Origin of the sequence: Nonomuraea sp. ZG12 (assembly GCF_052068115.1) — a bacterium.
Classification (GTDB): Bacteria; Actinomycetota; Actinomycetes; order Streptosporangiales; family Streptosporangiaceae; genus Nonomuraea.
The window spans coordinates 40,132-64,359 of the sequence record NZ_JBQHCW010000033.1; the positions used below are offsets into that span (position 1 = coordinate 40,132).

Consider the following 24,228-nt stretch of genomic DNA (forward strand, 5'->3'; position numbering starts at 1 on the left):
TATCCCCGTTGTGGAGCGTGGTCGGAGGGCTGCCTATCGGCTGGGGAGTGATCGCGGCAATACGAACGATGGGAGGACGCTGGTGTCAAAGCGGGTGATGGCGCAGATCTGGTCGCCGGTGACGGTGAGGACGAGGAGGCCGGTTCCATGGCGGATGCCGCCGGTGGGGGTGCGAAGGTAGGCCCCGAATGCCAGTTGACCGTTGGCTCGCGTCGGTACGAGGTCGTATGTCCGGTCGTGGCGGATGATGCCGGCGAGGAGGCGGGCCACGACGTCGCGGCCTTGGTATTCGAGGGGGATCGGTGGCATGGAGACGTGGATGTCGTCGGTGAGCAAGGCGACCAGCGCGTCGACATCGCCGGTCTGGTAGGCGTGGACGAATTTTGCTACGAGCGCCTGTTCGGCGGGTGAGTCGGGTGCGGGAGGCAGTTGGCGTTCACCGGTTGGTGGTAGGCGGTGCAGGCTGGCGCGGGCTCGTTTGAGGGCGCTGTTGACCGATTCGACGGTCGAGTCGAGCATATCGGCGACTTCGTGGGCGTGGTATCCGAGTACGTCGCGCAGGATGAGGACGGCGCGTTGGCGGGCGGGCAGGATCTGCAGCGCGGTCACGAAGGCCAGGGAGATGGATTCGGTCTGTTCGTAGCGTGCCTCAGGGCCGAGCGGCACGTCGATCGCGCCTTCGAGGAGGGCGTCGGGGTATGGCTCGAGCCACACCACTTCGCCCAGCCGGGTCGGCTCGGGCGGTTCAACCTCGGGGATGTCCCACTCCTTGGCCGGGCGTCGGTTGGCCGAGCGAAGCGCGTTGAGGCACCGGGTGGTGGCGATCCGGTAGAGCCACGTGCGGAGCGAGGCGCGCCCCCGGAATCCTTGGAGGCCTTGCCAGGCAGCCAGCAGCGTGTCCTGGAGGGCGTCCTCGGCGTCCTGGAAGGATCCGAGCATCCGGTAGCAATGCGCCTGTAGCTCTCTTCGGTGCGGCTCGGTCAGCTCTCGGAACGCCTCGCCGTCCCCGGCCCGCGCCCTGGTGATCAGGTCGGTTGTCACCACTCCACCCTCGCCTCACTTCTCGCTCACCTTGTCGCGCTTCCAAGGTATAGACACCGGCGAAGGAGCGAACTGGGCGGTCGGTGGGCGCCCACTTTCCCGACGTCGCGGTGTCTACATCATTGACAGCTCGGATGATCCGGGCGTCGGGACGCAGAAACAAAGAGGAGCCGTACCCATGACAATCGTAGATAGAGCAGTTCTGGTGACTGGGGCCAATCGCGGTCTTGGGCAGGCGCTGGTGGCGGAAGCCTTGAGGAGAGGCGCGAAGCGGGTATATGCCGGTACGCGCCAGCCCTTGGCCCACTCGGATGAGCGCGTTACACCGCTGATCCTTGACGTGACCGACGCTGCGCAGACTCAGGCGGCTGTCGAGAGAGTCGAGTCTCTCGATATCCTCATCAATAACGCTGCCCTGGCGCTCTACGGTGACCTCAGCGATCGTGCCGCGCTCGAACAGCACCTCGCCGTCAATCTCTTCGGCACATATGGCGTGACCCAGGCTTTTCTGCCGTTGCTGACTCGTTCTCAAGGAGCCATCGTCAACCTTGCGTCGTTGGCGGCCTGGGCCGCCGTGCCGGTCCTTCCGGCCTACTCGATCTCAAAGGCGGCCGTGTTCTCCCTGTCGCAATCGCTGCGTGCTCTTTTGGCCGGACAGGGCGTGCGGGTTCATACCGTCATGCCCGGCCCTGTGGACACCGATATGATCCGAGGCCTCGACATACCGAAGTTCTCTCCGGAGTCCGTCGCGCGAGCCATCTTCGACGGAGTGGAGAAAGAGGACGAGGACATCTTCCCCGATGCCATATCAGAGTCCATGGCCGAGAGCTGGCGCAGCGGTGCGGTCAAGGCACTCGAGCGCCAGAATGCGGCGCTCGTAGCAGCAGAGCCCGTCACGTCATAAGCAAAAGGCGGGACACGGTGCAACTTCGGCACGGGCGGAAGGCTGCGCCACCGATCTCACCGCAGCGTGCACCGGCCTGCTCGGATCGGTCGTCGCGCGGTGATCCCGCACGCCGGCATCACCAATACCATAACCGCTCCCGCAAGCCATGCTGCACCACCAGCGCCCGCAATGGCTGCGCTGAAACAGCACATGGCAACCGAATACCAGCGGGTCAAATGCTAGAGCACCAGCGCGGCTAACTGGCGTCTCATCCGCCATGCCGGCCTATGTCGCGCACGGCATGGGCCGGCATGCTGTCAACGCTGGGGAGGCGTCGTTCCACTTCACCACCACCGTCTCGTCGGTTTCGTTGGCGACCCGGAACAGTTCGCCGGGGCCGATCTGGCAGGCGGACAGGGTGAGCAGCACCAGGAGTCCCGCAAGGACGCGCCGGCAGCGTCGCGCCGATCGCGGTCACCAGCCCGCGGTGGCAGTCGGAGATCACCAGCTGCACCCCGGACAGGCCGCGGGCGACCAGGCCGCGCAGGAACGCCAGCCAGCCCGCGCCGTCTTCGGCGGAGGTGACCTCCAGCCCGAGGATCTCGCGCCGGCCGTCGGCGTTCACGGCGGTGGCCACCAGGCAGTGCACGTTGATGACCCGCCCGCCCTCACGCACCTTCTGCGTCAAAGCGTCCAGCCACACGAACGGGTACGGGCCGGTGTCCAGCGCCAGGTCCGGAACGCCTCGACCTGCTCATCCAGCGTCGTGGCCATATGCGAGACCTGGCTCTTGGAGATGTTCTTGATGCCCAGCTGCTCGACCAGCTTGTCCACCCGCCGCGTCGACACCCCCAGCAGATAGCTGGTCGCGACCACACTGATGAGCGCCTGCTCGGCCCGGCGACGACGTTCCAGCAGCCAGTCGGGGAAGTACGAGCCCTGACGCAGCTTCGGAATCGCCAGCTCCACCGTGCCCGCCCGGGTATCCCACTCCCGGGCCCGGTAGCCGTTGCGCGAGTTGGTCCGCTCACTGCTGCGTTCGCCGTAGCCGGCCCCGCACAAGGTGTCGGCCTCGGCCGACATCAACGTCTCGGCCATGGTCTTCACCATGGATCGCAACAGATCCGGGTCGCCGGTCTCGATCTGCTTCGCCAGCCACTGTACGGGCGTCACACTGTTGTCCACGGCCATCGCCTGTTCTCCTTCGAACTTGATCTTTGCTACTCGAAGGATCACGCGATGGCCGTCTTCATTTCACGACGCCACGCCTGTCACCAGGCCAAACTCGTACACCACCCCCGTGGACGCAACCTGGACAGAATGGCGTCGTCGGTGACGGCGGTGCCGCCAATGATCTTCCCGTGGCTGCGGGCGGAGGTCTCGGCGGCGGTATTCCTGCTGCAAAGGGCCTCGGTGACGTTCCTCGGCTTTCCGTTTCGTCCTACCTGCAAGCGGCGCTCCACCCCTGGCGGAATCGTCGGCTGCGGTGGCGATCTTCGCGAGTAGCCTGATCCTCGCTGCTCGCTGCTCGCTGCTTGATCGCTCCGGTCGCTGAGGACGAGCCGCACCCGTCAAAGTTCTCTACATCGCATCAATCTTGAAGCAAATATCATTGACTCTTGAAGTAAATGGCTCTAGATTCAATCGAGTGTGCTGCACATTCCGGAGGCAGTGAGATGTACAGGGAAAGCGATGGGAACGGATGGATGGCACCGATGAGCCCCGCTGGCTGGACGAGGACGAGCAGGCGGCTTGGACTGCTCTCGTCTCAGTCCTTTTGACCCTGCCGGGCGCCCTCGACGCTCAACTGCAGGCCGACGCCGGACTGACCTTCTACGAATACCTGGTGCTCTCCGGACTGACGTATGCCCCCGAAGAAACCATGCGCCTGAGCGATCTGGCCCTCATCACGAACGGTTCGCAGTCACGCCTGTCTCAGGTCGCGACGAAACTCGAGAGTCGCGGATGGCTTGTGCGACATCGCGATCCCGACGATGGCCGCTCCACCCTCGCCGTGCTGACACCGGCTGGCCGCGAAAAGGTCGACCAGGCATCCTCCGGGCACGTCGAGACGGTGCGACGGCTGATTTTCGACCCCTTGACGGCGGCACAGGTTCGGCAGATGCGGGAGATCAACCGTCGCATGCGCGCCGCTATCGATCCGAACGGTAGCGCCCTGTTCCGGGCACACGGAGTGTGACAGGCCGCTCTAAATAGGTGACCACGCGCGGTCATCAGAAGCTCGGCATTCGAATCCTCAACAACCTCAGTAAACCTGACAGGGCCGGCGCCTTGAGGCTCCGGTCGCGATGACTCCTGCACCGAACACGTCACATACGGAAGGTTTTGACATCATGAGCACGCGCATCGCCATCGTCGCTGGCGCCGGCGGCGGACTGGGAAAGACCACCGTGCTCTCCCTGTATTCGGCCGGCCTGGCCGTGGTCGCTGTCGACCGCACCGAAGCAAACCTGACGGGCCTGCCCCCTCCGGCATTCACGTGAGGTCGCCGACGCCACCGATCCGGCTACCGCCACACCCCTGTTGGACCACGTCGTCGCCAAGGTCGGGTCGCCGGACGTTCTGATCAACACCATCGGCGCCCACATGTTCGGCGATTTCGGCACGGTGACACCTCAGGCCCTCAGCACGTTGATGCACGTGAACCTCGACGCCGCGCTGTGGCTGACGCAGGCGGTGGAGCCGTACTGCGGCAGAAGGGCGCGGGCGCGATCTGTCCACACCGGGGCCCGGCCGGGAGTGGAGCCCGGGCGCCGCCGCGTATGGCGTCACCAAGGCCGCCCTCGCCCACCTGGGCCGCATCCTCGATCTCGAACTGCGTCCCCACGGCATCCGCGTCAACGTCATCCTGCCTCAGCTCATCGCCACCGCCGGCAACAAGGCGGTGCTCCCCTCACAGTTGCTGGCTCGCGCAGCCACACCAGAGGCGGTAGCCAGCGTGATCACCTCCCTGGTCGGCAGTGAAACCACCCTGGACGACAGGGTGCTGGTTCCCCTGTACGACGACTGACCCAGCAGCTCACCGAACACGATCGCCGTCTGCCTGACGCCGCTGATCGGGCGAAAGCCTGCCCTGAGACACACCCATGAGGAGAAGCCATGGCCGTCGCTCTGATAACTGGAAGCTCACGCGGCATCGGCCGCGCCATCGCCCGCAAACTCGCCGCCGACGGCTTCGACATCGTCGTCAACTACCGCGACGAAGCCAGGGCTGCGGACGAGGTCGTCGAACATGTCGAAGCAGCGGGTCGCAAGGCCGTCGCTGTCCGCGCGGACGTCGCCGACCCCGACGAGCTACGAGAGCTCTTCCGGGTAACCGAGGAACGCTTCGGTGGCCTCAACGCCTTCGTCGGTAACGCGGCAACCATCCGACCCGCCGCTGTAGCCGACACATCCGACGAGGACTTCGACCTCATGTGGCGCACGAACACCCGCGCGACCCTCATCGGCATACGTGAGTCCGCGCGCAGAATGTCCGACGGCGGCCGCATCGTCATCGTCTCCAGCGTCGCCGTAGTGGCGCAACCCCCCGGTACGGGCCCCTACGCGGCGAGTAAAGCCGCTGGGGACGTGCTCGTTCAGAAGGCGGCCAACGAACTGGGCTCGCGCGGGATCACGGTCAACAGCGTGCTCCCCGGCCCCACCAGAACCGAGCAGCTGAACGTGGACCCCGACCTGATCGCCGCACAGACACCGCTGGGCCGTATCGGCGAACCCGAGGACATCGCCAACGTTGTCAGCTTCCTCGTATCGCCATCCGGCGGATGGATCACCGGGCAGGCGATACGCGCGGCAGGCGGACTGGTCTGACACAAACTCACCGCGGCGCGTCACCACGGCGCGTCGACGACTCCAACCCTTAGAAGGGCAAGCGAACGTGACGGAGAAAAAGATCATCGCGGTAGTGGGAGCGACCGGCTCGCAGGGCGGAGGCCTGGTGCGCGCCATCCTGGACGACTGGAACGGACCCTTCACCGCGCGGGCCCTGACCCGGAACCCGGACTCGGCGACAGCGAAGGACCTCGCCGCACGCGGCGCTGAGGTGGTACGGGTCGACCTCGATGATGAGGCCAGCCTGCGCGCCGCTTTCGAGGGCGCTTACGGCGCGTTCGTGGTCACCAACTACCGGGAACAGCTGACCGATGAGCAGGCCGCGGCCCGCAGCCGTGCCCAGATGGAACTGGACCAGGCTGCCAATGCGGCACGTGCGGCCAAGGCAGCCGGGCTCAAGCACGTCGTGTGGTCGACATTGGAGGACACACGCCCGCACTTCGCGTTCCTCGGCAGTGAGCCACCCACCATCGGTGACGGCTACAAAGTGCCGCACCTCGACGCCAAGAACGAAGCGAACAGCTACTTCACGGCCGTGGGCGTGCCCACGACCTTCCTGGAGACCTCGTTCTTCTACGAGATGTTCATCTACGCCGGGCTGAGCCCGCACCGCGATCCGGACGGCATGGCGACGCTGACGCTGCCGATGGGCGACAGCGTGATGGCGCTCGTGGCCGCCGAGGACATCGGCCGCACGGCATACGGCATCTTCCGGGCCGGGGCTCGGTTCGTCGGCCGTACCGTCGGCCTGGCCGGCACCCACGCCACCGGCGACCAACTGGCCGAACTTTTCGCCAAGGTGCTCGGTAAGCCGGTCGCCTACCGACCGATGACCCACGATCAGTTGCGTGCCGCAGGATTCCCCGATGCCGAGGAGCTCGGCAACATGTTCCAATTCTTCACCGAGGCAGCCGACACCTTCGTCGGCAACCGCGACCTCAACCTGATCCGCACCATCAACCCCCAGCTCCAGCCCCTCGAAGACTGGCTGATCAAGCACCGCGGCCAACTGCAATCCGCTCTCTGAGACCGAACCCGGCCCGCAGGTAGTGCGCATCACATCCTGACCACCCCCGACGCCGCAAAGGACCTTCACGTGCCCCTGCGGCGTCGGGATCGATCGTGTCCATCAACTCGACGAACAACCACAGCAGCTGGCGAGCTGCCCGGTCCTGCGCGGCAATTCCCTGTCACACAGAATTCAACCGGCGGTCATTCAGTTCTGCGATCACCGTCAGCCGAACGGAGTCACCTTTCCTGGTCGGCCATCGTCCCTGTAGAGCGCAGCCCCTTCCTGTAGTACGTGCTTTTAGGTGAAAGATGTTAAAGGCGCGCAGTTTCTCGGCAGCGCCCCAGGTTAACCAGCATCGGAGTCCTACCCGCAGGGCTTGAGCCCGGCAGCAGCACACGCTGGAGGGGGCGCGGCTACCGGACGTCTGTGGGTGGGCGGCCCCTCGCATCCGGGCGCGGCTTCCGCGGTCCTCGTCAGAAGGCGAGGGTCCGCCTCCTGACGACATCCGGGTGAACAGGACCGCCGTGATCACCACCTAACAGGTGGCTGACCGGGCCTTCTCGAGAACCGGTCAGCCGTCACGTCTCGGAGAGCGTTGAGCGTGACCGCGTTACCGCTCAATTTTTGCCCGGGAAGTCCTGAGCTCTGCCACTCATATGAGCCTGACTCCTTATGCGCTAACGGTGGGTGACAGAGGCTATAGCAGCCGGGCGGGGACACAACCCACGGGCCCGGACCCGGATGACGATGGTCACCTGGGGCCGGTGCCGCAGTTCCCCCACGGCCTGGAAAACGTTGACACCATCCGGAAGGTCTCGCGTGAGCAGGTGACACGGGCCATGCCGGCTTCGTGGCTCACTCGCAGGGTCGTGCAGGGGTCGTTCATGGTGATCCCCGAGCCGTATCTGGTAGGCACCTAGGCTCCCGATGCATACTTACGATGCGGCGGTGGGCGATCAGCCGTCAGTAACGCACTTTTGGCATCTCAAGGATCGCGAAGGATACCGATATGGCCATTCCCGAAGCCGGCGGCATCCGCGAACGGTGAGCGGCACACGTCATGGTCGCCGGCAGTCGACCGGCTCAGCCGCCGCCCGCGCGGAGTACCTCGCTCAGCCGTCGTCGGCGGCGTAGCGCTGATTCGACGGGCACCACGACGGCGACCGCCGCAAGAAACGCGACCGCCACCAGGCCGATCCCCCACCACGGCGGCACCGGGGCCGGATCGGCCCCGGTGAGCAGGCGCAGGTCGAGCGAGCCGAACGTCAGACGGACGAGCACCGCCCCGAGCAGCGGACCGCCCACTGCGGCGACCACCACCGGCGGCAGCAGTTCCCCGGCCGCGACCCAGCGAGCCTCCCTGGGCCGCAGCCCGAGGGTGCGTAGCCGGGTCAGAGTCTGCCACCGCTCCGGCGCGCCGGCCGCCGCGCCGAGTGCGAGTCCCAGAAGGCCCAGAACCGGCAGGGTCACCGCCGAGATCCACGCCAACCGCAGCAGTCCCGCGGCCAGCGGCCCGGCCGCGGTCCTGTGGCCGACAGCGGCGCCAAGGGTGAGCGCGTACGAGGCCAGGGCGACAGAGGTCACGAGCACCAGCAGCGGTAGCACCCGGGCCGAGGTCGCCGCCGCCCTCGCGGCCCCGAACACCGCCAGCGGCCGGCGCGACCGCAGAAGCCGCTTGAGCGCGAAGCGCGTCCCGAGGGGCAGCGCCCGCGCCAGCAGGAGCCCGCCCGCGAGCGCGCAGAGGGCGGGCGCGCTCGCGGGCAGCACCCCGCCACCGATGCCACGCTGGTACAGAGCGACGACGGAGCCGGACGCGGCCACCAGCACTCCGATCTCCAGAGCGGCCCGCCGCAGTCGTACGGTGTTCCGCGCCCACCGCCGCGCACTCCGGTTGGCCGGGACGCGGCGATCCCGGGTGGCGCGGGCGGCGGTGAGCGTGCCGAACGCCGGTCCCGCGGCGACGGCGGTGACCACCACGGGCGCGATCCACTCCCAGGAGACCCCCGGCGCGACGGCCCGGGCCAGGCCGAGCCCGGCCGCCGTGGCCAGCAGCGCCGATACGGCGGATTCGAGTAGCAGCTCGCCACCGATCACCGGCAGCGACATCCCCCTCTGCCGGGCGGCCGCCAGGGCGGGGGCGCGGCGGTGTACCAGCAGGTCGGCGGCGAGCAGCAGGACCAGGACGGCGACGGCGAGCAGGGTGATGAGCAGGACGGACGCCTGCGCGGAGGCCGCCTCGACCTGGGCGCTCACGTTCCGCAACACCCCGTCGAGCCGGGTCTCCCACTTCAGCGAGCCGTCCCGGGCGCCGGAGGAGCCGGAGGCCGCCTTGAGCGCGACCACCTTCGCGGCGACCGACGGGACCACGGCCCAGGTGAGCCGGGCCGGGTCGGGCGTGAACCAGACGGTACGCCGCAACTCGTCCTGTCCGAAGGCGAGCCGGGCGTCGGGCAGCGAATCGCGGGACAGCAGCCCGGCGAACCGGGTGGTTCCCCAGCCGTCCGCGCCGGCGACGGGACTCAGCAGCGAGGGGAGGAGCCGCCAGGCGGGATCGGCGCTGTCCCGAGGCCGGAAGATGCCGCTGACCTGGACCTTCTTGACGTTCCCCTGGTCGTCGGCCAGCGGGAGGCGGGCGCCGGGACGGAGCTGGAGAGCGGCGGCGTCCGCCTCCGACAGGCCCACCTGCACCGGCCACGGCGGCGCACCGTAGGGAACCGCCGCCGTCTCGGAGCCGGTGGGCCGGGGCGGGCCGCCCGCGATCCAGGTCACGTCGGGCCCGCCGTCGCGGGCCACATAGGCGAGCTGGAACGTCCGCAGCACGCTGCCGTCGGTGATCTTGAGGGTGGGGCTGATGACGGTGGCGACGGGTGGATGCAGGGCGGCGCGCAGGCCGGGGCCGAGCTCGTCCGTCGCCCTCGCCCGGAAGTCGTCGACGTCCTCGGCGAGGCGGGGGTGCCGGACGCGGCTGCCGTTCGGCCCGTCATCGCCTTCCATGCGGCTGTGGACCTGAAGGTCGCCGCCGTTCCTGCGTACGGCGTCCCGTACGGCGGCGTCGGCGGTCGCGGACAGGAGCGGCGGCATCGCGCCGGCGAGCAACGTGATGGCCACCACCACGACAGCGGCCAGGAGCAACGGTCCGGCGTCCGCGCGGGCGCGGCCGGCGACGCTGGGCCAGTGCGGTGCCGGGATCCTCACGACGCCACCCGCAGATGCGCGGCGTCGGCGAGCCGGGCCTGGACGACGACCACCGCGCTCACCGCCAGCGCGCACCCGGCCAGCAGCCCGGTGAGCAGGGCGGCCTCGGCGGCCCACGGCCAGACGAACAGCACCTCAGGAACGGGAGCGGCGCCGGTGTCGGAGCGGACGAGCAGCGGCGCGACGAGGCGGGTGGCCAGCGCGCCGACGACCGCGCCCGCCGCGAGCAGCGGCACCAGGATGCCGACGTGCTGGCCGAGCAGCACCGCACGGATCTCGCGCCGGGTCATCCCCAGACCCCGCAGGCGCGCCACCTCGACCGCGCGGGCCCGCAGATCGAACGTCACGTGCAGGACGATTCCGGCGATCATCAGCAGCACCGCGGCCGGGACGAGCAGCCGGAGCACGGCCGGCAGCCCGGCCCGCAGCGGGCCGCCGGAGAGCCGGGCGGTCTCGGACGCGCGCGTGGTGACGCTGCCGAGACGGAGATCGGCCACCCCACCTCCGGTGGGACGGCCGACCCACCACGCGTCCACGGGCACGTCGAAGTCGCCGCTGACGGCGAGGGCACGGGAGAGGGCGTCGAAGTCGGCCAGGATGGCCGCCGCGCCCGGAGCGGACGGCACGGCCGGCAGCACCTCGGCCACGCTCACCTGTACGGGGGTGAGCCCGACGGTGAGGTCGAGCCGGGCGCCGCGCCGGGCGCCCACCTCGTCGGCGAAGCGGGCGGAGACGGCGACGGGCACCGGTCCCGGGGCCGGGAAGGCGGTGGCGACCAGGGTTCTGGCGGCGTCCGGCGGGCCCTTCAGCGCGACGGTCGTGGTCATCTTCAGCTCGGTGCCCGCCGAGGTGCCGGTCAGGGCGACGGCCGGGTCGCCGAGCTGCCCGGGGGCCGGCCCGGCCGAGGTGGCGGTCCAGGACGCTGCCTCAGAGTCCGCTCCCGCCACGGTGAGCGTCACGGCGACCCGGCTGTCGCCCGCCGGGGGTTCCGTGAGGGCATCGGAGTAGCCGGTGCCCACGTTCCCCGTCGCGATCGCGAACGGCAGGGACACCGCGACCAGCCGGAGCCCTTCGGCCGTCGCGCAGTCCGGCAGCGGATGCGCTTGTCCGTCGAGCGGAACGGGCGCGCCGGTGCAGGGAGTACGCAGCCCGGTCGCATCCTGCAGCAGCAGCCGGGGCGTCACGGTGAGCGGCGTCGTACCGGTCGCCTTCCCGGCCAGGGAGAGCGCGGCTCCGGCCGGGACGGGCACACCGGCGGCGCGCGTCGGCGGCGCGAGAACGGCGCCCACGGCGTTCCAGGTGCGACCGTCGTTCAGCCGCCCGCGCAGCAGCGCCTCGGCACGCGTGGTGTCCACGGCGATCAGCCGCGGCGGGTCACCGGCACCGCCGAGCCACTGCCCGACCGCGATGCCCCGATCGGTGGCGGGGCTCACCTCTCCGCCGCTGGCCGCGCCGACCACCCGGCCCTGCCCGGCGGCGGGCGGGGCGGTGAGGGTGAGCGCGAGATCGGTGCCGACGGACAGATCAGCCTGGTCCTGCTGGGAGCGCTGCCACGTGGCGTCGAACCCGATCCCGTACGTGGCCGCCGCGCAGCCCAGCCCGATCAGCAGCCCCGCCGCGACCGCCTGTGGCCTGCGGGCGGCTTCGAACGCGGCCAGCGGCACCATCAACCCGCGAGCCCGGACGGCCAGCCGTTCCACCACGCGCAACGCGGGCCACACAAGGCGCAAGGTCACCGCCGATCCGGCGATGAGCAGCAGCGCGGGGGCGAGCACCCGTACGGCGTCGATGGGAGACCCCGAACCGGTCGGCTGATCGCGCAACTGCCACCAGCCGACGGCGGCGAGTGCCACGAGCAGCAGGTCGGCGCCGGAGCGGGCGAGCAGTTCCCGCCGCCCGCGCACACCTGCGGAGGAGGTCCGCAGCGAGGGCACGACGAGCACCGCCGCCAGCGCCAGCGCACCGCCGGCGACGGACACCACCTGTGCGGCGTTCACGCCGAACGGCGTGGCGAGCCCGGCCCCGGCCATGGGCGGCAGCCGGGTCAGCCCGGCGTGCAGGGCGGACGAGGCCGGGATCGCGACCGCGGTGGCGAGCACGGCGAGCGCGCCGGCCTCGGCGAGCGCGGCGCCGGCGAGTTGACCGCGGCCGACGCCCAGCGCGGACATCAGGGCGGTCTCGTCGCTGCGCACACCGGCGCTGAGCCGACCGGCGAGGGCGAGGGCGGTCGCGGTCAGGACGAGTCCGATGGCGGCGACGGCGAGCACGGCGGCCGTGGTGACCCGCTGCTGATCGTGCGCGGCCAGCAGGGTCGAGGGCAGCCGGGAGGCGACGCGCTGGATGCGTACCCGGTCGCCGAGCGTCTGCCCCAGCCGGCGGTCGGCGCCGAGCACGGCCTGGGTGACGGTGTCGAGGTCGCGGCGGGAGGGGGCGGACAGGTCGGGGAGGGCGTTGATCTCCAGCCGGTCGAGGGTGGAGCCGCCGCCGAGCAGGTCGGCGAGGTCGATGATGAACGGCCCGTACGCGTGCACCGGCTGTGCGGAGCGGCCGTCGCGATAGGCCGGATCGTAGCCGGTGGCGGCGAGGGGGTCACGCTCCCAGCCGCTGCCCGGCAGCGGGCGTACGATCCCGACCACGCGCACCTCGATCCCCTGGTCGGGATCGTCGGCCAGCTCTCTGCCGAGGCCGACCCGGCTGCCGACGGTCAGGCCGAGTTGCCGCGCGGTGCTCTCCAGGACCACGGACTCCGCCGGCGCGGCACCCGCCCGAGGCAGGCGTCCGCCGGCCAGTTGGGTGCGGGCCGGCAGGTCCTCCACCCCCGACAGGTACGCCACAGCCGGAGTACCGGCGCGGGGGAGCGACCGCATCACGGACGCCCCGCGCGCGGCCGTCGTCGTCGCGAACGGAGCGAGGGCCGAGGTCAGCACTGCGCGGGTGTCATCGGCGACGGATCTCGCGTGCTCGCCGCGCATGGTGACGCTGTAGGCGGTGACGTCGATCTGGTCGGGGGCGGCGCGGGAGGCGGCGGTCTCCAGCGCCTGCTCGGCGGTACGGGTGAGCAGGAGGGCGCAGGTGCCGAGCAGCGTGGGGCCGACCACGGCGACGGCCAGGAGGGCTGCCAGCAAGGGCCATTGCGCACGGGCGCGCCGGGCGACCAGCCTCAGCACGGGCAGCTCCTACTGATACTGATCAAGAATCGCCCCGGCCGTTGGAACGTCCGTCGAGCGGCCCATCAGAGCGCATGCCGGGATGCTCGTCGAGCCGCCCGTCGTTGATGCGGATCACCCGATCCGCCAGCGCGAGCATCGTCGGGTCATGCGTGGAGACCAGCGCCGTCACCCCCTCCGACTCCACCACCCCGCGCAGCAGTGCCATCACCGACAGACCGGTCTCGGCGTCCAACTGCCCGGTCGGCTCGTCCGCGATCAGCAGCCGGGGCGAGGCGGCCAGCGCTCGCGCGATCGCCACCCGCTGCTGCTGCCCGCCGGACAGCTCACCGGGACGCTGTTCGGCATGGGCGGCCAGTCCGACCAGGTCCAGCAGCAGCGCGACCCGCCGCTCACGCTCCACCGGCGGTACGCGGGCCAGCCGCAGCGGGGCGCCCACGTTCTCCGCGGCCGACAACACCGGGATCAGGCCGAAGGTCTGGAAGACGTACGAGACCTTCTCCCGCCGTAACAGGGACAGGCCGTCCTCGTCGAGGGCGGTGACGTCCGTCCCGTCGACGTGGACCGTACCGGAGTCCGGGCGGTCCAGGCCGCCGATGATGTTGAGCAGCGTGGTCTTGCCGGAGCCGGACCGCCCGACCAGGGCGGTCATGGTGCCGGTCGCGAGCTCGAACGTCACGTCCCGCAACGCGTGCACGGCGGTCGCCCCGCTGCCGTACCGGCGATGAACGCCACGCACACCGACCAGGGGCCCGCCGTTCATCCGGCCCCGCCGCCGTCGGGACGGATCGCGACGTGGTCGGCCTCCAGCACCAGCCGGACCCGTCGCGTCAACGCCAGCGCCTCCCGGTAGTCGCGCGGCACCTGAATCCGCCCGGCCCGGTCCATCACCGCGTATTCCTCGGCGATCACCTGCTGGGCGCCGTCGTCTCCGGTGGCGGTACGCCGCAACACCTCGCTGCTCGTGCGCCCGTCGCGAATCGCCACCGTCCGCTCCACCTGCCCACTGACCGCGGGATCGTGGGTCACGATGACGACGGTGACGCCCAGCCGCTGGTTGGTCTCCCGTAACAGCCCGAACACCGCGGCCGAGGTGGCGCTGTCCAGTTCCCCGGTCGGCTCGTCGGCCAGCAGCACCCTCGGCTCGTTGGCGAGGGCCACCGCGATGGCCACCCGCATCTGCTGCCCGCCGGACAGCTCCGCGGGCCGCCGCTCGGCGCACTCGGCGACGCCCAGCAGGTCCAGCAACTCGGCAGCACGCTTGCGGCGTATCCGGCCGGGAGTGCGGGCCGCCGTCATCGGCAGGTCGACCATCTGCCGCGCGGTCAGGTAAGGGATGAGGTTGGCGGCCGTCTGCTGGCGTACGAGTCCCACGGTGTGCCGCCGGTAGCGGACCCGATCGGCCCGCGACATGTCCAGCAGATTCCACTGATCGACCCGTACCCGCCCGGCGGTGGGTGCGTCGACCCCGGCCAGGATGGACAGCAACGTCGACTTCCCCGACCCGGACGCGCCGACGACGGCCACCATCTCACCGCTGTCCACGACCAGGTCCAGCCCCTGCAGTGCCTGCACCTCAATCGACCCGGACTGGTAGATCCGCACCAGGCTCTCGCACGCGATCAGCGCGTCTCGCCCGAATTCCGGCGCCTTCGCGGGAGGCTGCGGCAGGGACAAGGGCGTGCTGGACATACCCCTCCTCAACCCCGGTATGGCGCTGCTTCAGGGCGAGACTCTATCGTCCTGGCAAATCGGACCCAAGACCTTTCACCCCGCGGATCTCACCGTGCGCTCGCGTGCAGGGCATCCTGGCTCACCCGTCGGCGGGCAGTGGCCCGCGGGCGGCGAGCCGGACGATCTGCGGCGTGATGGCCGCCGCGCGTGCTCGTAGGCGGCCTCGTGGTCGCCTACGGCCATGGCGGCGGCGGTCAGGGCGCGGTGCGCGTACACGGCGACCGATCGGCTCTCCAGTGGGTCCACCAGGCGCAACGCCTCGTCGGCGAGCGCGCGGGCGGTTGCCGCGTCGCCCTGGGACGCCACGATCATGGCCTCGATGGCGTGCGCGCACGCGACGGCGTGGCCGAGTCCGGCCGCCACCGGCAGCGCGACGAGATCGGCGCAGACCGCACGGGCTGATCCCAGCGGCCGTACTCGAAGTAGGCCAGCGCGATGACGCCGCCGAGCCCCTCGGGGAGCGGTCCTGTGGCGTACCACGACTGGACGGCCTCGTCGAACGTCCGGACCGCCAGCGGGGTCTCGTCCAGCACCCACGCCGCGATGGCCAGCGCGGTCAACTGTCCAGGTCGGCCACCTGCACCGGCACCGCGCCATGGCGCTTGATCGGCGGTGTTGAAGCGTCAGGTCGTCCGGACGAAGCCGGACTGGGCCGATCGGGCGCTCCTGGCGGCTTTGGCCCGCTTCCTACCGAAAGTGCGGCGAGCTCATCGACTGGTCATCCCAGGCACCCTGTTGGCCTGGCATCGCCGGCTGATCAAACGCTCCTGGACCTACCCCCACCGCCCTGGCCGTCCTGGAACAACCAAGGAGGTCCGAGAGCTGGTCCTCCGGCTGGCACGGGAGAACCCGGCGTGGGGGTATCGGCGGGTACACGGTGAGCCTTCTCAGCGCAGCAGGTCGTACGCCTTGTTGACGGTGTGGAAGTTGATCGCGAGGTCGACCGCCAGTTGTCTGGTCGAAGGCGGCGCGGCGCCTGCCGCCAGGTGCCCGTCCGCGATGGCTTCCACCATGCGGTCGCGGATCTGCTGGTGGATCGGCGTCTCGCTGTCGAGGTCAAGTAGCAGCTGCACGCTAGGCATTCTATCTGTTATATATATTATAGAACAGAAGCTCGACCACGACACTTCGCGGGAGAGGCTTGCCCCCACCAGCGGCGAGGCAGCTCCGGGCCTCGCGGCGTCAATCAAGGAGACAAGACCATGAGCCCCACCTACCCGACCGCCTCAACGACGAGGCACCACAGCAAGCGGCGCACCGTGGGTGTCGCCATAACCGCGGCGGCGATTCTGGCCAGTTCGGGAGTTGCCGTCGCCGCTTCCGCTGCCGCCACCCCCCACCTGGCCCCACCGACCACCGTCGCGTCCGCGCCGGCCGACGGCTCCATGCGTGACGTCGCACAGCAGATGCTGGCCATCGGCAACCCTGGTTACCTGGCACGGATCAACGATGGTCGGCGCGTTTCCACCACCGTCGTCGGAGTCGCCGACATCGCCACGGGCCGCGCGCTGCGCGCGGACGACCAGTTCGAGATCGGCAGCAACACCAAGACATTCACCGCGACGCTGATCCTGCAACTGGTCGACAAGAAGGCGGTCGCACTTGACTCACCGGTCTCGACGTACCTGCCCGGCGTCGTCCCCGACGGCGACAACATCACCGTGCGCATGCTGCTCAACCACACGAGCGGCCTGTTCAGCTACACCGGCGACCCCGAGGTGTTGTCCATCATGCAGAACGACCCGCAGCACAACTGGACCGAGCGAGAGCTGCTCACCGCTGCCTTCGCCCACCCACCGACATTCGCCCCCGGCAAGGGTTGGTCGTACTCGAACACGAATTACACCCTGCTCGGAATGATCGCGCAGAAGCTGACCCGCTCGAGTCTCGCTGACCTCATTCGCCAGCGCATCGCCCGCCCGCTAGGCCTCAAGCACACCTACTACGCCAACCCGCGGGCCACCAACACCGGCCCAGGATACGCTCACGGATACGCCATCACCTTTGCCGACGGCACCCCGAAATACACCGATCACACCGGTGCGAACATCGGCGGCTGGGCCGGCGCTGCCGGGGCGGTCATCTCCACCACCAGCGACTTGTCACGCTTCTACTCCGCCCTTCTCAAAGCCGAACTGTTCTCCCGTGCGCAGCTCCAGCAGATGAAGACCACCGTCGCCTTACCGCGCGAATTTCCCATCAAGGGCCGCTATGGTCTCGGACTGATCAAGTTTGATACGCCCTGCGGGACGGCATGGGGCCACGGCGGCGACACCCAGGGCCACCACAGCACGACCGCGGTTTCCGACGACGGTCGCCGCACCGCCATCAGCGACAGCACTGGCAAGGCCAGCGACCTCGCACCCAACGACGGGATCACACGTTGGACCAACGTAGAGTTCGCCGCCCAGAAGGTGGCCGTCTGCCACATGCTCGGCACGCCAGTGCCGGGCTCCCTCATCCGAGAGCTACACGGCACCGCACCGTAAAGGCCCACAGATGGCGATCGATGCCGCGGACGGGTGTGTCCAGTAAACGGTGTAACTCGATCTTGAATCAGTTCTATCGGGTGGTCGGGGTCAGGCGGCCTTCGAAGGTGATGGCGAAGGCGTTCAGAGCGGCTTTCCAGCGGGTGATCCAGCGTTTGCGGCCCTTGCCGGTCGGGTCCAGGCTCATGATCGCCATGTAGACGCATTTGAGCGCGGCCTGCTCGTTGGGGAAGTGCACGCGGGCTTTGACCGCCCGGCGGATGCGGGCGTTGACCGACTCGATGGCTTTGGTCGAGCAGATCACCCGGCGGATCTCGGTGTCGAAGTTGAGGAAGGGTTGGACTTCCCCTTCTAGGGTGGAGACCTGACCTGGCGCGCGTTTCCGCAGTTCAACGCCATGATTAAAGCGCGCCCTGCAGGATTCGAACCTGCGACCGTCGGATCAGAAGCAAGATCTTTAAGTGCCTCACGACGCCATTTGATGGTAGTTCATGACACCTTCGCGCACACTGCGTGTCAGGCAGCGCCGCGTTCTGACGGTACGTGACGGGGCGTGCGAGCACGCACCGAGCACGGCAGATACCCTGATTTGATCACCGCGGGTCGCCCACAGGATGAATTCTGTGCCCAAAGCCCGCTGGCACTACGTATAGGGTCCCGGCCGCCGTGCTCGGCACGTGCTCCAACGCCCTGTGCCGGGCCTCCGGCGACCGGGCCGGCCGTGCCGGCAGAAAGAACTGGAAGTAGCTGACGCCACCGTCGCGTGGCGCTGCTCCTCCATCAGTGCTTAGTACGCCTCTGCCCCGCTGCGGGTCGTCAATGTTTCGGGCGGAGCCGACGCCGCAGAGCCCGCGTCAAGCTGCTCGCGCTTGATGGCGGCGTCGACTGCGGCGCCGATGCGGCGCAGTGTCGCCAGCTCTTGGGGCTCGAGCTCATCGATCAGGTATTCGCGGACTGCGGCGACATGTCCCGGCGCCGCCGCCACAACCACCTCGTAGCCGGCCTCGGTCAGCGTCGCATTGGTGCGTCTGCCGGAACCGGGGATCCGGGTCCGTGCGAGCAGTTCGCGCTTCTCCAGCCGTCCGACGACATGCGACAGCCGCGACAGTGACGCCGCCGTTCGCGCGGCCAGGGCGCTCATCTGCAGCGTGCGAGCCGGCTGTTCGGAGAGGACCGAGAGCACCATGTACTCGAAGAAGGTCAGCTGAGCCTCGCGCTGCATCCGCGCGTCCAGCGCGGCCGGCAGGCTGATCATGATCGCGGAGTTGGCCAGCCATGCCGCCCGTTCCTCGTGGTTCAGCCATCGCGCTTCGGCAACTGGACCAGTGGGCTCTCCCGAGTCAGATCCTCCTTCGGCAGGCGCCGTTGTCCCGGCCGTCGACCCGTTCCGCGAACGTCGGCGGTGTCGTCCGTTGGTGCCATCTGCGGTGCTCGCCATGAGGCCATACTAGACCCACTTCTTGACGCGTCAAGTTGAAGGGTGTAGATATTGACGCATCAAGTTCTCCTCGCCGCCACCTGAGCGCGTAACCGCTAGCGGCGCAGTGCGCCATCGACGCCGTTACGTGACCTCCCGCGGCGCTGAAACCGGTCCCCGCGTCGAGGCGCGGGGCCGCCGGATGGATACAGGAAGGGCAAACGAATGCAGTTCACGTCGCTCGGAGGGCTCGAGGTCTCGCGCCTCGGCCTGGGTGCCATGGGCATGTCCGCGTTCTACACCGGCGCCGGTCGAGACGACGCCCAGTCGATCCGCACCCTTCAGCGCGCTGTGGATCTCGGCGTCACACATCTGGATACCGCCGAGGTGTACGGGCCGTACGTCAACGAGGAGCTGGTAGGTCGCGCCGTCAGGAACCGCCGGGATGAGGTCGTTCTCGCCACTAAATTCGGCCTCATCTCCCACACCGGCCGACCAGGCCCGGACAGCACCCCCGCCAACATTCGCGCGGCTGTTGACGGGTCGCTGCGGCGGCTCGGAACCGACCACATCGACCTCTACTACCAACACCGGGTCGACCCCGGCACTCCCATCGAGGAGACGGTGGGAGCGTTGAGTGAGTTGGTGGACGCGGGCAAGGTCCTCCACATCGGACTGTCGGAGGCGGCTGCGGCGACGATCCGCCGGGCCCACGCGGTTCACCCAGTGGCCGCTGTCCAGACTGAGTACTCGCTGTGGACACGAGACCCTGAGGTCAAAGTGCTGCCCACGTTGCGTGAGCTCGGCATCGGACTGGTTCCCTATTCACCGCTGGGACACGGCTTTCTCGCCGGTGACATCCGCACCCTGGACGGCCTGGACGCCGCCGACTGGCGTCGTACCAATCCTCGGTTCACCGGCGACAACCTCACACGCAACCTACGCATCGTCGACCAGGTACGCGAGGTCGCCGATGAAATCGAGGCCACGCCCGCACAGGTCGCTCTGGCCTGGCTGCTCGCACAAGGAGACCATATCGCGCCTATTCCGGGGACGAAGCATATCGACCGGCTCGAGGAGAACAGCGTCGCCGACGGAATCCGACTCACTGCAGGCCAGATCACCCGTCTGAAAAACCTCACACCCGCGTCCGGCGAACGCCATGCCGAGCCCGACATGGCTGCCATCGACCAGTGAAACAAGCAGGTGGGTGAGTGATCCGCCCCACGCGGTCCGCCGGTTGAGTACTCAGGCCCAGGACGTAAGCGGCGAACCGGCCTGATCCAACTGATCCATTTCGCAATGAAAGAAGCGGAGCAATACGTTATGTCAAGCAGCGTGATTCGTGTCGGCATTATCGGTGCAGACACAAAGGCGAGCTGGGCCGGGGCATCGCACATCCCCGCGCTGGCGGCACAGCCGGACTTCCACCTGGCGGGCGTGGCGACGCGGCACGAGCAGAGTGCCCGCAGCGCAGCCGAAGCGTTCGGCGCCCAGCGCTGGTTCGCCGATCCGTTCGAGCTCATCCGCGATCCGTCGGTTGATCTCATCACCGTGGCTGTCAAGGTCCCGGCGCACCGCGAGCTCGTCCTCGCGGCCCTCGCGGCGAACAAGGCCGTATATTCGGAGTCTCCGCTGGGCGCGACCGTTGCGCAGACGGAAGAGATGGCTGACGCGGCCGGCTCGCTCCACACGGCGATCGGCCTGCAGGGCCGGCTCGGGCGCCTGCTCTCGGCACGAGTAGCTGCGACGACATTCGGCAACGGCCCGGAGTCGGTGAGCGCGTACGAGTACTTCGACAAGGCAGCGGCGGGAGCGAGCTTCCTGACCATCGCGGTGGGCCACGTTCTGGATGTCATCGAAGCGGTTCTCGGTGACATCACCGAAATTGATGCGCGCGCGGAACTCCTCTGGCCGCAGGTGAAGCTGGTGGACACTGGCACGATTTCCGTCCGGGAAGTCCCGGATCACCTCGACGCCATCGCCAAGACCTCGTCGGGGGCGCCGGTCGGGGTGCAGATCCTGGCGGGCGTACCCGCGTCCGACGCCCACTTCAGCCTGGAAGTACGCGGGTCGGACGGCTGGCTGAAGCTGACCGGCGATCACCCCGCGGGCGTTCAGGTCGGCGACCTCGCGCTCTCGTCGAGCGTGGACTTCACCGCGCCCGACAGCCCCGTCGCCACCGGTACCGGCCCAACCGCCGCCGAGATCTGGAAGGGCGCGTCCATCAACGTGGGCGAGGTGTATGCCAGCCTGGCGCGCGACATCACGAACGGGACCCACCACACCCCCGGATTCGACCACGCCGTCCACAACAGCCGCCTGATCGCCCGAGTCGAAGAGGCCTCGCGCACCGGTCTCCGGCAGTGAAGGTGTTTCACCACGCCCTGCTCGTCACCATGCACCAGTGCCGGTGATGTACGGGCAGCCAACGGCGGAGCCCCGCCGGTCAGACCCGGTCACGGCACGCCCCGGGAGAACCAGGCCGTGACCGATATGGCGACCGATTCGCGAGCACGGACAGCCGACGTAGGTTCGGACACGCGGGGCCCCTGAGCCCACAACCCCGACCTGGGAGTCGTTGATGATTTCCGACCCCTGCCACCACGGTGCCGCCGGCGCCTCGCAGGAGGCACACGACGTATGACCACATCCGCGCGCGCCGCCGTTCTCGAGACGCAGGACGGGCCGTTCATTGAACGGGCAGCGCCAGTACATCCTGGCGGTCATCGAGCACGCCAGCAGGCGCGTCCGCGTGCTGGGCACCACCGAGAACCCGAACGCCAGCTGGGTCATCCAGGCGATCAAGAATATGGTGATGGAACTGGAGGAGGCTGGCTGCCGGGCGCGCTACCCGATCTGAGACCGGGATGCCGAGTTCCCAGCCCTCATGGACGAGATCCTGTCCGACGCAGGCCTCCAGACCGTGCTCACCGGTATTCGGATGCCGCGCATGAACGCGGTCATGGAGCGATGGGTGCAGTCGTGCCGCCGCGAGTTCTCGACCGCTGCATGATCTGGAACGAACGCCACCTGCGTCACGCCCTGCGGGAGTATGAACGGTTCTACAACCAGCACCGCGCCCATCAAGCCCTGGTCCAAGCTGCTCCACTACGGGCTGTCCCGGATCCGATCACAGATCCGAACCGTATGGCCAACCTGAGCATACGCCGGCGAGATCAGCTCGGAGGGGTTCTCCACGAGTACTCACATGCCGCTTGACCTGGATGGACGTAGTTTTCGGCAGGCGCACTGTCGGTTCCTGGAACTCCGGACAGGCCGAGGGGCAGAACACGCGAGTGAAGCTGGTCAAGCGGCAGGGCTATGGGAGAGCCAACTTCGATCTCCTGCGAAAGCGAATCCTGCTCCGAGCATGATCCTCAACCCATCCCAAGATCAGCGGCAGAGCCCGTTTAGCCGTACTTACCTCTGCACGCCGAGGGGTACGCCGACAGCACTCCGTGATCTACGATGGCGGACCATGGTCGACTCGCGCCCCCTTCGCCCCGGCGAACCTGAGCAGGTCGGACCGTATCGGCTCCTCGCTTGTCTGGGGGAGGGCGGCCAGGGCGCGGTATACCGAGCCTGCAACGCGGCGGGCGATGAAGTCGCGATCAAGTTGCTTCACGCCCGCCTGGACGGCGACGAGCGTGCCTCGACCCGCTTCCTGCGCGAGGCCAAGGCGGCGCGTCAGGTTGCCCAGTTCTGCACCGCGCGGGTGCTGGACGCCGGGATCCACGAGGGCATTTCCTACATCGTCACTGAGCTCGTCGACGGCGAGTCGCTGGACAAGGTGGTCAGGCGCGAGGGGCCGCGCGACTTCGGCGCGCTGGAACGGCTGGCCGTGAGCACCGCCACCGCGCTGGCCGCCATTCACCGCGCAGGCATCGTCCACCGGGACTTCAAACCGCAGAACGTGCTGCTCGGGCCCGACGGCGTCCGCGTGATCGACTTCGGCATCGCCAAGATGGTGGGCTCATCTGCCTCGACCACTCAGGGCCTGATCGGCACCCCCGCCTACATGTCGCCGGAACAGATCTCCGGTGGGGAGGTCGGTCCAGCCTCTGACATGTTCTCCTGGGCTGCCACCCTGCTGTTCGCCGCGACGGGTCGGAACGTGTTCAACGGTGAGAACGTGGCCGTGGCGATGCATCGCGTTCTGCACCACGAACCGGAGCTACCGCCGTTGCCCGAGCCGCTGCGCGAGCTCGTGGCCAGGGCTCTGGCCAAGGACCCGCGCCGGCGCCCCGCCGCTCATGAGGTCATCCTGCGGCTCGTCGGGCACGACCCCGTAGCCGGATCCGGGCGGCTCTCCGGGGAAGGCTCGCACGCTGGTAACGATCCGCTCGCCGAGGCCGGCCGACAGACAACGAATCCGCTCTTGGAACGGACGCGACCCAGGGCCAGGCTCCCGATTGTGGCCGGAACGCTGGCGATCACGCTCGCGGCGACCGCCGCGCTGCTGTGGCTGCTTCCCGGCAGCGGCGACCGACTCACCACCATCGACCTCGGGAACGGCCACGACGTCGTCGCGGTGGCATTGGCGGGGGAGCGCGCGCTGGTGGCCGAGGAGTCCGCGGTGACCTTCTGGGACCTCGCGGCGGACAAGCACCTGTCGCTTGCCCACCTTCCTTCCCAGACCGCAGACATCACCTCGATGGCGGCGTCCCGAGAGCTCACCCTCACTGGGCACGCCGACGGCACGGTGAGCCTGTGGAACGTGGCTGGCGACGATTACGTCGACAACCTCGATGGGCACGTCAAACGCGTCAACGCCGTGGCGCTCGCGCAACTGGAGGGCAAGACCGTGGGTCTCTCCGGCGGCGCCGATCGGACCATCCGCGTCTGGGACCTGAACTCCAGGAGCCACATCCGGACCATCGACGCCGGACTGGGCGAGATCGCCGCGCTGGCCGCCATCGAGGTTGACGGCACGCCGGTGGCCGTCTCACTCGATGGGCCTGATGACACGCTGCGGCTGTGGGACCTGCGCAGCGGAAAGCAGCTCGGCGCGCCGCTGGCCGAGGAGACAGGAAACGGCATCGCGGTCGGGAACCTGGACGGAACGCCCATCGTGGTCTCCAGCGATCTGCGCGTATGGGATCTGCGGAACCGGCGGTTGATCAGGGAGATTGAGGCTCCGGGCGACACATTGGCCAATGCGGTGGGTGTCGGCACAGTGGATGGGGCTCCGGTAATCGTCTCCACCGTGCAGGGGGCGGACCTGGACTACGAGGCGATTCAGATGTGGAACCTTCGCACTGGGGCGCCTGTGGGGTCCTTGATCGAGATTGATTATGTGCCGGATTCGCTTGCGGTGGGGGCTGTGAAGGGCGCGCCTGTGGTCATGGTGGGCCAGTCAACGGACGCGGGCGTCTGGCGCCTTCGCCTGGACTGACTGGTTGCTTCACAAGGGGATCCGGTGTGCCTGTGGG

The 24,228-nt window shown here is 68.8% G+C and carries 21 protein-coding genes and 4 pseudogenes; 14 read left to right on the plus strand and 11 right to left on the minus strand.

What is annotated here, in order from left to right; genetic code table 11:
• Window positions 1-33 precede the first annotated feature (33 nt).
• Window positions 34-1,044 (minus strand): sigma-70 family RNA polymerase sigma factor, encoded by a 1,011-nt coding sequence (locus ACTMTF_RS44360; RefSeq protein ID WP_441116099.1) that lies wholly within the window; start codon window positions 1,042-1,044, stop codon window positions 34-36.
• A 175-nt stretch (window positions 1,045-1,219) separates the two neighbouring features.
• Here ACTMTF_RS44360 and ACTMTF_RS44365 point away from each other — a divergent pair, with 175 nt between their 5' ends.
• The gene (locus tag ACTMTF_RS44365; protein ID WP_441116100.1) at window positions 1,220-1,945 is read left to right on the plus strand and encodes an SDR family NAD(P)-dependent oxidoreductase; all 726 of its coding nucleotides are present in this window, start codon (window positions 1,220-1,222) and stop codon (window positions 1,943-1,945) included.
• Window positions 1,946-2,378: 433 nt separating this feature from the next.
• On the opposite strand, the pseudogene ACTMTF_RS44370 reads toward ACTMTF_RS44365, so the two are convergent.
• Window positions 2,379-3,118 (minus strand): annotated as a pseudogene (locus tag ACTMTF_RS44370) (IS256 family transposase); the annotation flags it as partial.
• 48 nt (window positions 3,119-3,166) lie between these two features.
• Here ACTMTF_RS44370 and ACTMTF_RS44375 point away from each other — a divergent pair.
• From ACTMTF_RS44375 to ACTMTF_RS44400, 6 genes and pseudogenes are all read left to right on the plus strand, one after another.
• Window positions 3,167-3,433, plus strand: coding sequence for a hypothetical protein (locus ACTMTF_RS44375; RefSeq protein WP_441116101.1), 267 nt, complete (start codon window positions 3,167-3,169; stop codon window positions 3,431-3,433).
• 196 nt (window positions 3,434-3,629) lie between these two features.
• On the plus strand, window positions 3,630-4,127 hold the full coding sequence (locus ACTMTF_RS44380) for a MarR family winged helix-turn-helix transcriptional regulator (RefSeq protein ID WP_441116102.1): 498 nt from the start codon (window positions 3,630-3,632) through the stop codon (window positions 4,125-4,127).
• Between the two features lie 154 nt (window positions 4,128-4,281).
• Window positions 4,282-4,431, plus strand: a complete 150-nt coding sequence (locus tag ACTMTF_RS44385; protein ID WP_441116103.1) for a hypothetical protein — start codon at window positions 4,282-4,284, stop codon at window positions 4,429-4,431.
• A 16-nt stretch (window positions 4,432-4,447) separates the two neighbouring features.
• Window positions 4,448-4,958 (plus strand): annotated as a pseudogene (locus ACTMTF_RS44390) (SDR family NAD(P)-dependent oxidoreductase); the annotation flags it as partial.
• An 89-nt stretch (window positions 4,959-5,047) separates the two neighbouring features.
• Complete coding sequence (locus ACTMTF_RS44395; RefSeq protein ID WP_441116104.1) at window positions 5,048-5,758, plus strand: SDR family oxidoreductase; 711 nt, start codon at window positions 5,048-5,050, stop codon at window positions 5,756-5,758.
• Between the two features lie 67 nt (window positions 5,759-5,825).
• A complete protein-coding gene (locus ACTMTF_RS44400) occupies window positions 5,826-6,806 on the plus strand; it encodes an NmrA/HSCARG family protein (RefSeq protein WP_441116152.1) in 981 nt (326 codons plus the stop codon).
• A gap of 1,068 nt (window positions 6,807-7,874) precedes the next feature.
• Here the strand turns inward: ACTMTF_RS44400 and ACTMTF_RS44405 are convergent.
• The 7 genes from ACTMTF_RS44405 to ACTMTF_RS44435 all read right to left on the minus strand — a co-directional run bounded on the left by ACTMTF_RS44405 (window position 7,875) and on the right by ACTMTF_RS44435 (window position 15,960).
• The gene (locus ACTMTF_RS44405; protein WP_441116105.1) at window positions 7,875-9,986 is read right to left on the minus strand and encodes an FtsX-like permease family protein; all 2,112 of its coding nucleotides are present in this window, start codon (window positions 9,984-9,986) and stop codon (window positions 7,875-7,877) included.
• Entirely contained in the window at window positions 9,983-13,153 is a 3,171-nt protein-coding gene (locus ACTMTF_RS44410) for an FtsX-like permease family protein (protein ID WP_441116106.1), read from the minus strand. Before ACTMTF_RS44410 ends, ACTMTF_RS44405 begins: the two co-directional genes overlap by 4 nt.
• A gap of 22 nt (window positions 13,154-13,175) precedes the next feature.
• A complete protein-coding gene (locus ACTMTF_RS44415; RefSeq protein ID WP_397017223.1) occupies window positions 13,176-13,916 on the minus strand; it encodes an ABC transporter ATP-binding protein in 741 nt (246 codons plus the stop codon).
• A complete protein-coding gene (locus tag ACTMTF_RS44420) occupies window positions 13,913-14,845 on the minus strand; it encodes an ABC transporter ATP-binding protein (RefSeq protein WP_441116107.1) in 933 nt (310 codons plus the stop codon). Before ACTMTF_RS44420 ends, ACTMTF_RS44415 begins: the two co-directional genes overlap by 4 nt.
• Before the next feature lie 75 nt (window positions 14,846-14,920).
• Window positions 14,921-15,199, minus strand: a complete 279-nt coding sequence (locus ACTMTF_RS44425; RefSeq protein ID WP_441116108.1) for a hypothetical protein — start codon at window positions 15,197-15,199, stop codon at window positions 14,921-14,923.
• Window positions 15,196-15,447, minus strand: coding sequence for a hypothetical protein (locus ACTMTF_RS44430; RefSeq protein ID WP_441116109.1), 252 nt, complete (start codon window positions 15,445-15,447; stop codon window positions 15,196-15,198). Before ACTMTF_RS44430 ends, ACTMTF_RS44425 begins: the two co-directional genes overlap by 4 nt.
• A gap of 327 nt (window positions 15,448-15,774) precedes the next feature.
• On the minus strand, window positions 15,775-15,960 hold the full coding sequence (locus ACTMTF_RS44435) for a GntR family transcriptional regulator (RefSeq protein ID WP_441116110.1): 186 nt from the start codon (window positions 15,958-15,960) through the stop codon (window positions 15,775-15,777).
• Between the two features lie 129 nt (window positions 15,961-16,089).
• On the opposite strand from ACTMTF_RS44435, the gene ACTMTF_RS44440 reads away from it, so the two are divergent.
• Window positions 16,090-17,376 carry a serine hydrolase domain-containing protein gene (locus tag ACTMTF_RS44440; RefSeq protein ID WP_441116111.1) on the plus strand — a complete coding sequence of 429 codons (1,287 nt, stop codon included), beginning with the start codon at window positions 16,090-16,092 and terminating at the stop codon, window positions 17,374-17,376.
• Between the two features lie 73 nt (window positions 17,377-17,449).
• Here the strand turns inward: ACTMTF_RS44440 and ACTMTF_RS44445 are convergent.
• Window positions 17,450-17,722, minus strand: a pseudogene (locus ACTMTF_RS44445) (transposase); the annotation flags it as partial.
• A gap of 441 nt (window positions 17,723-18,163) precedes the next feature.
• On the minus strand, window positions 18,164-18,631 hold the full coding sequence (locus ACTMTF_RS44450) for a MarR family winged helix-turn-helix transcriptional regulator (RefSeq protein ID WP_441116113.1): 468 nt from the start codon (window positions 18,629-18,631) through the stop codon (window positions 18,164-18,166).
• A gap of 387 nt (window positions 18,632-19,018) precedes the next feature.
• Between ACTMTF_RS44450 and ACTMTF_RS44455 the strand changes: the two genes are divergently transcribed.
• The 6 genes and pseudogenes from ACTMTF_RS44455 to ACTMTF_RS44480 all read left to right on the plus strand — a co-directional run bounded on the left by ACTMTF_RS44455 (window position 19,019) and on the right by ACTMTF_RS44480 (window position 24,191).
• Window positions 19,019-19,990: an aldo/keto reductase gene (locus ACTMTF_RS44455; protein ID WP_441116114.1), complete on the plus strand. Its 972-nt coding sequence runs from the start codon at window positions 19,019-19,021 to the stop codon at window positions 19,988-19,990.
• A gap of 141 nt (window positions 19,991-20,131) precedes the next feature.
• Entirely contained in the window at window positions 20,132-21,163 is a 1,032-nt protein-coding gene (locus ACTMTF_RS44460) for a Gfo/Idh/MocA family protein (protein WP_441116115.1), read from the plus strand.
• 325 nt (window positions 21,164-21,488) lie between these two features.
• Entirely contained in the window at window positions 21,489-21,656 is a 168-nt protein-coding gene (locus ACTMTF_RS44465) for a hypothetical protein (RefSeq protein WP_441116117.1), read from the plus strand.
• Window positions 21,657-21,683: 27 nt separating this feature from the next.
• On the plus strand, window positions 21,684-21,809 hold the full coding sequence (locus ACTMTF_RS44470) for a hypothetical protein (protein WP_441116118.1): 126 nt from the start codon (window positions 21,684-21,686) through the stop codon (window positions 21,807-21,809).
• A gap of 250 nt (window positions 21,810-22,059) precedes the next feature.
• Window positions 22,060-22,170: pseudogene (locus ACTMTF_RS44475) on the plus strand (transposase); the annotation flags it as partial.
• A 104-nt stretch (window positions 22,171-22,274) separates the two neighbouring features.
• Window positions 22,275-24,191 carry a WD40 repeat domain-containing serine/threonine protein kinase gene (locus tag ACTMTF_RS44480; RefSeq protein WP_441116120.1) on the plus strand — a complete coding sequence of 639 codons (1,917 nt, stop codon included), beginning with the start codon at window positions 22,275-22,277 and terminating at the stop codon, window positions 24,189-24,191.
• Window positions 24,192-24,228: the final 37 nt, after the last annotated feature.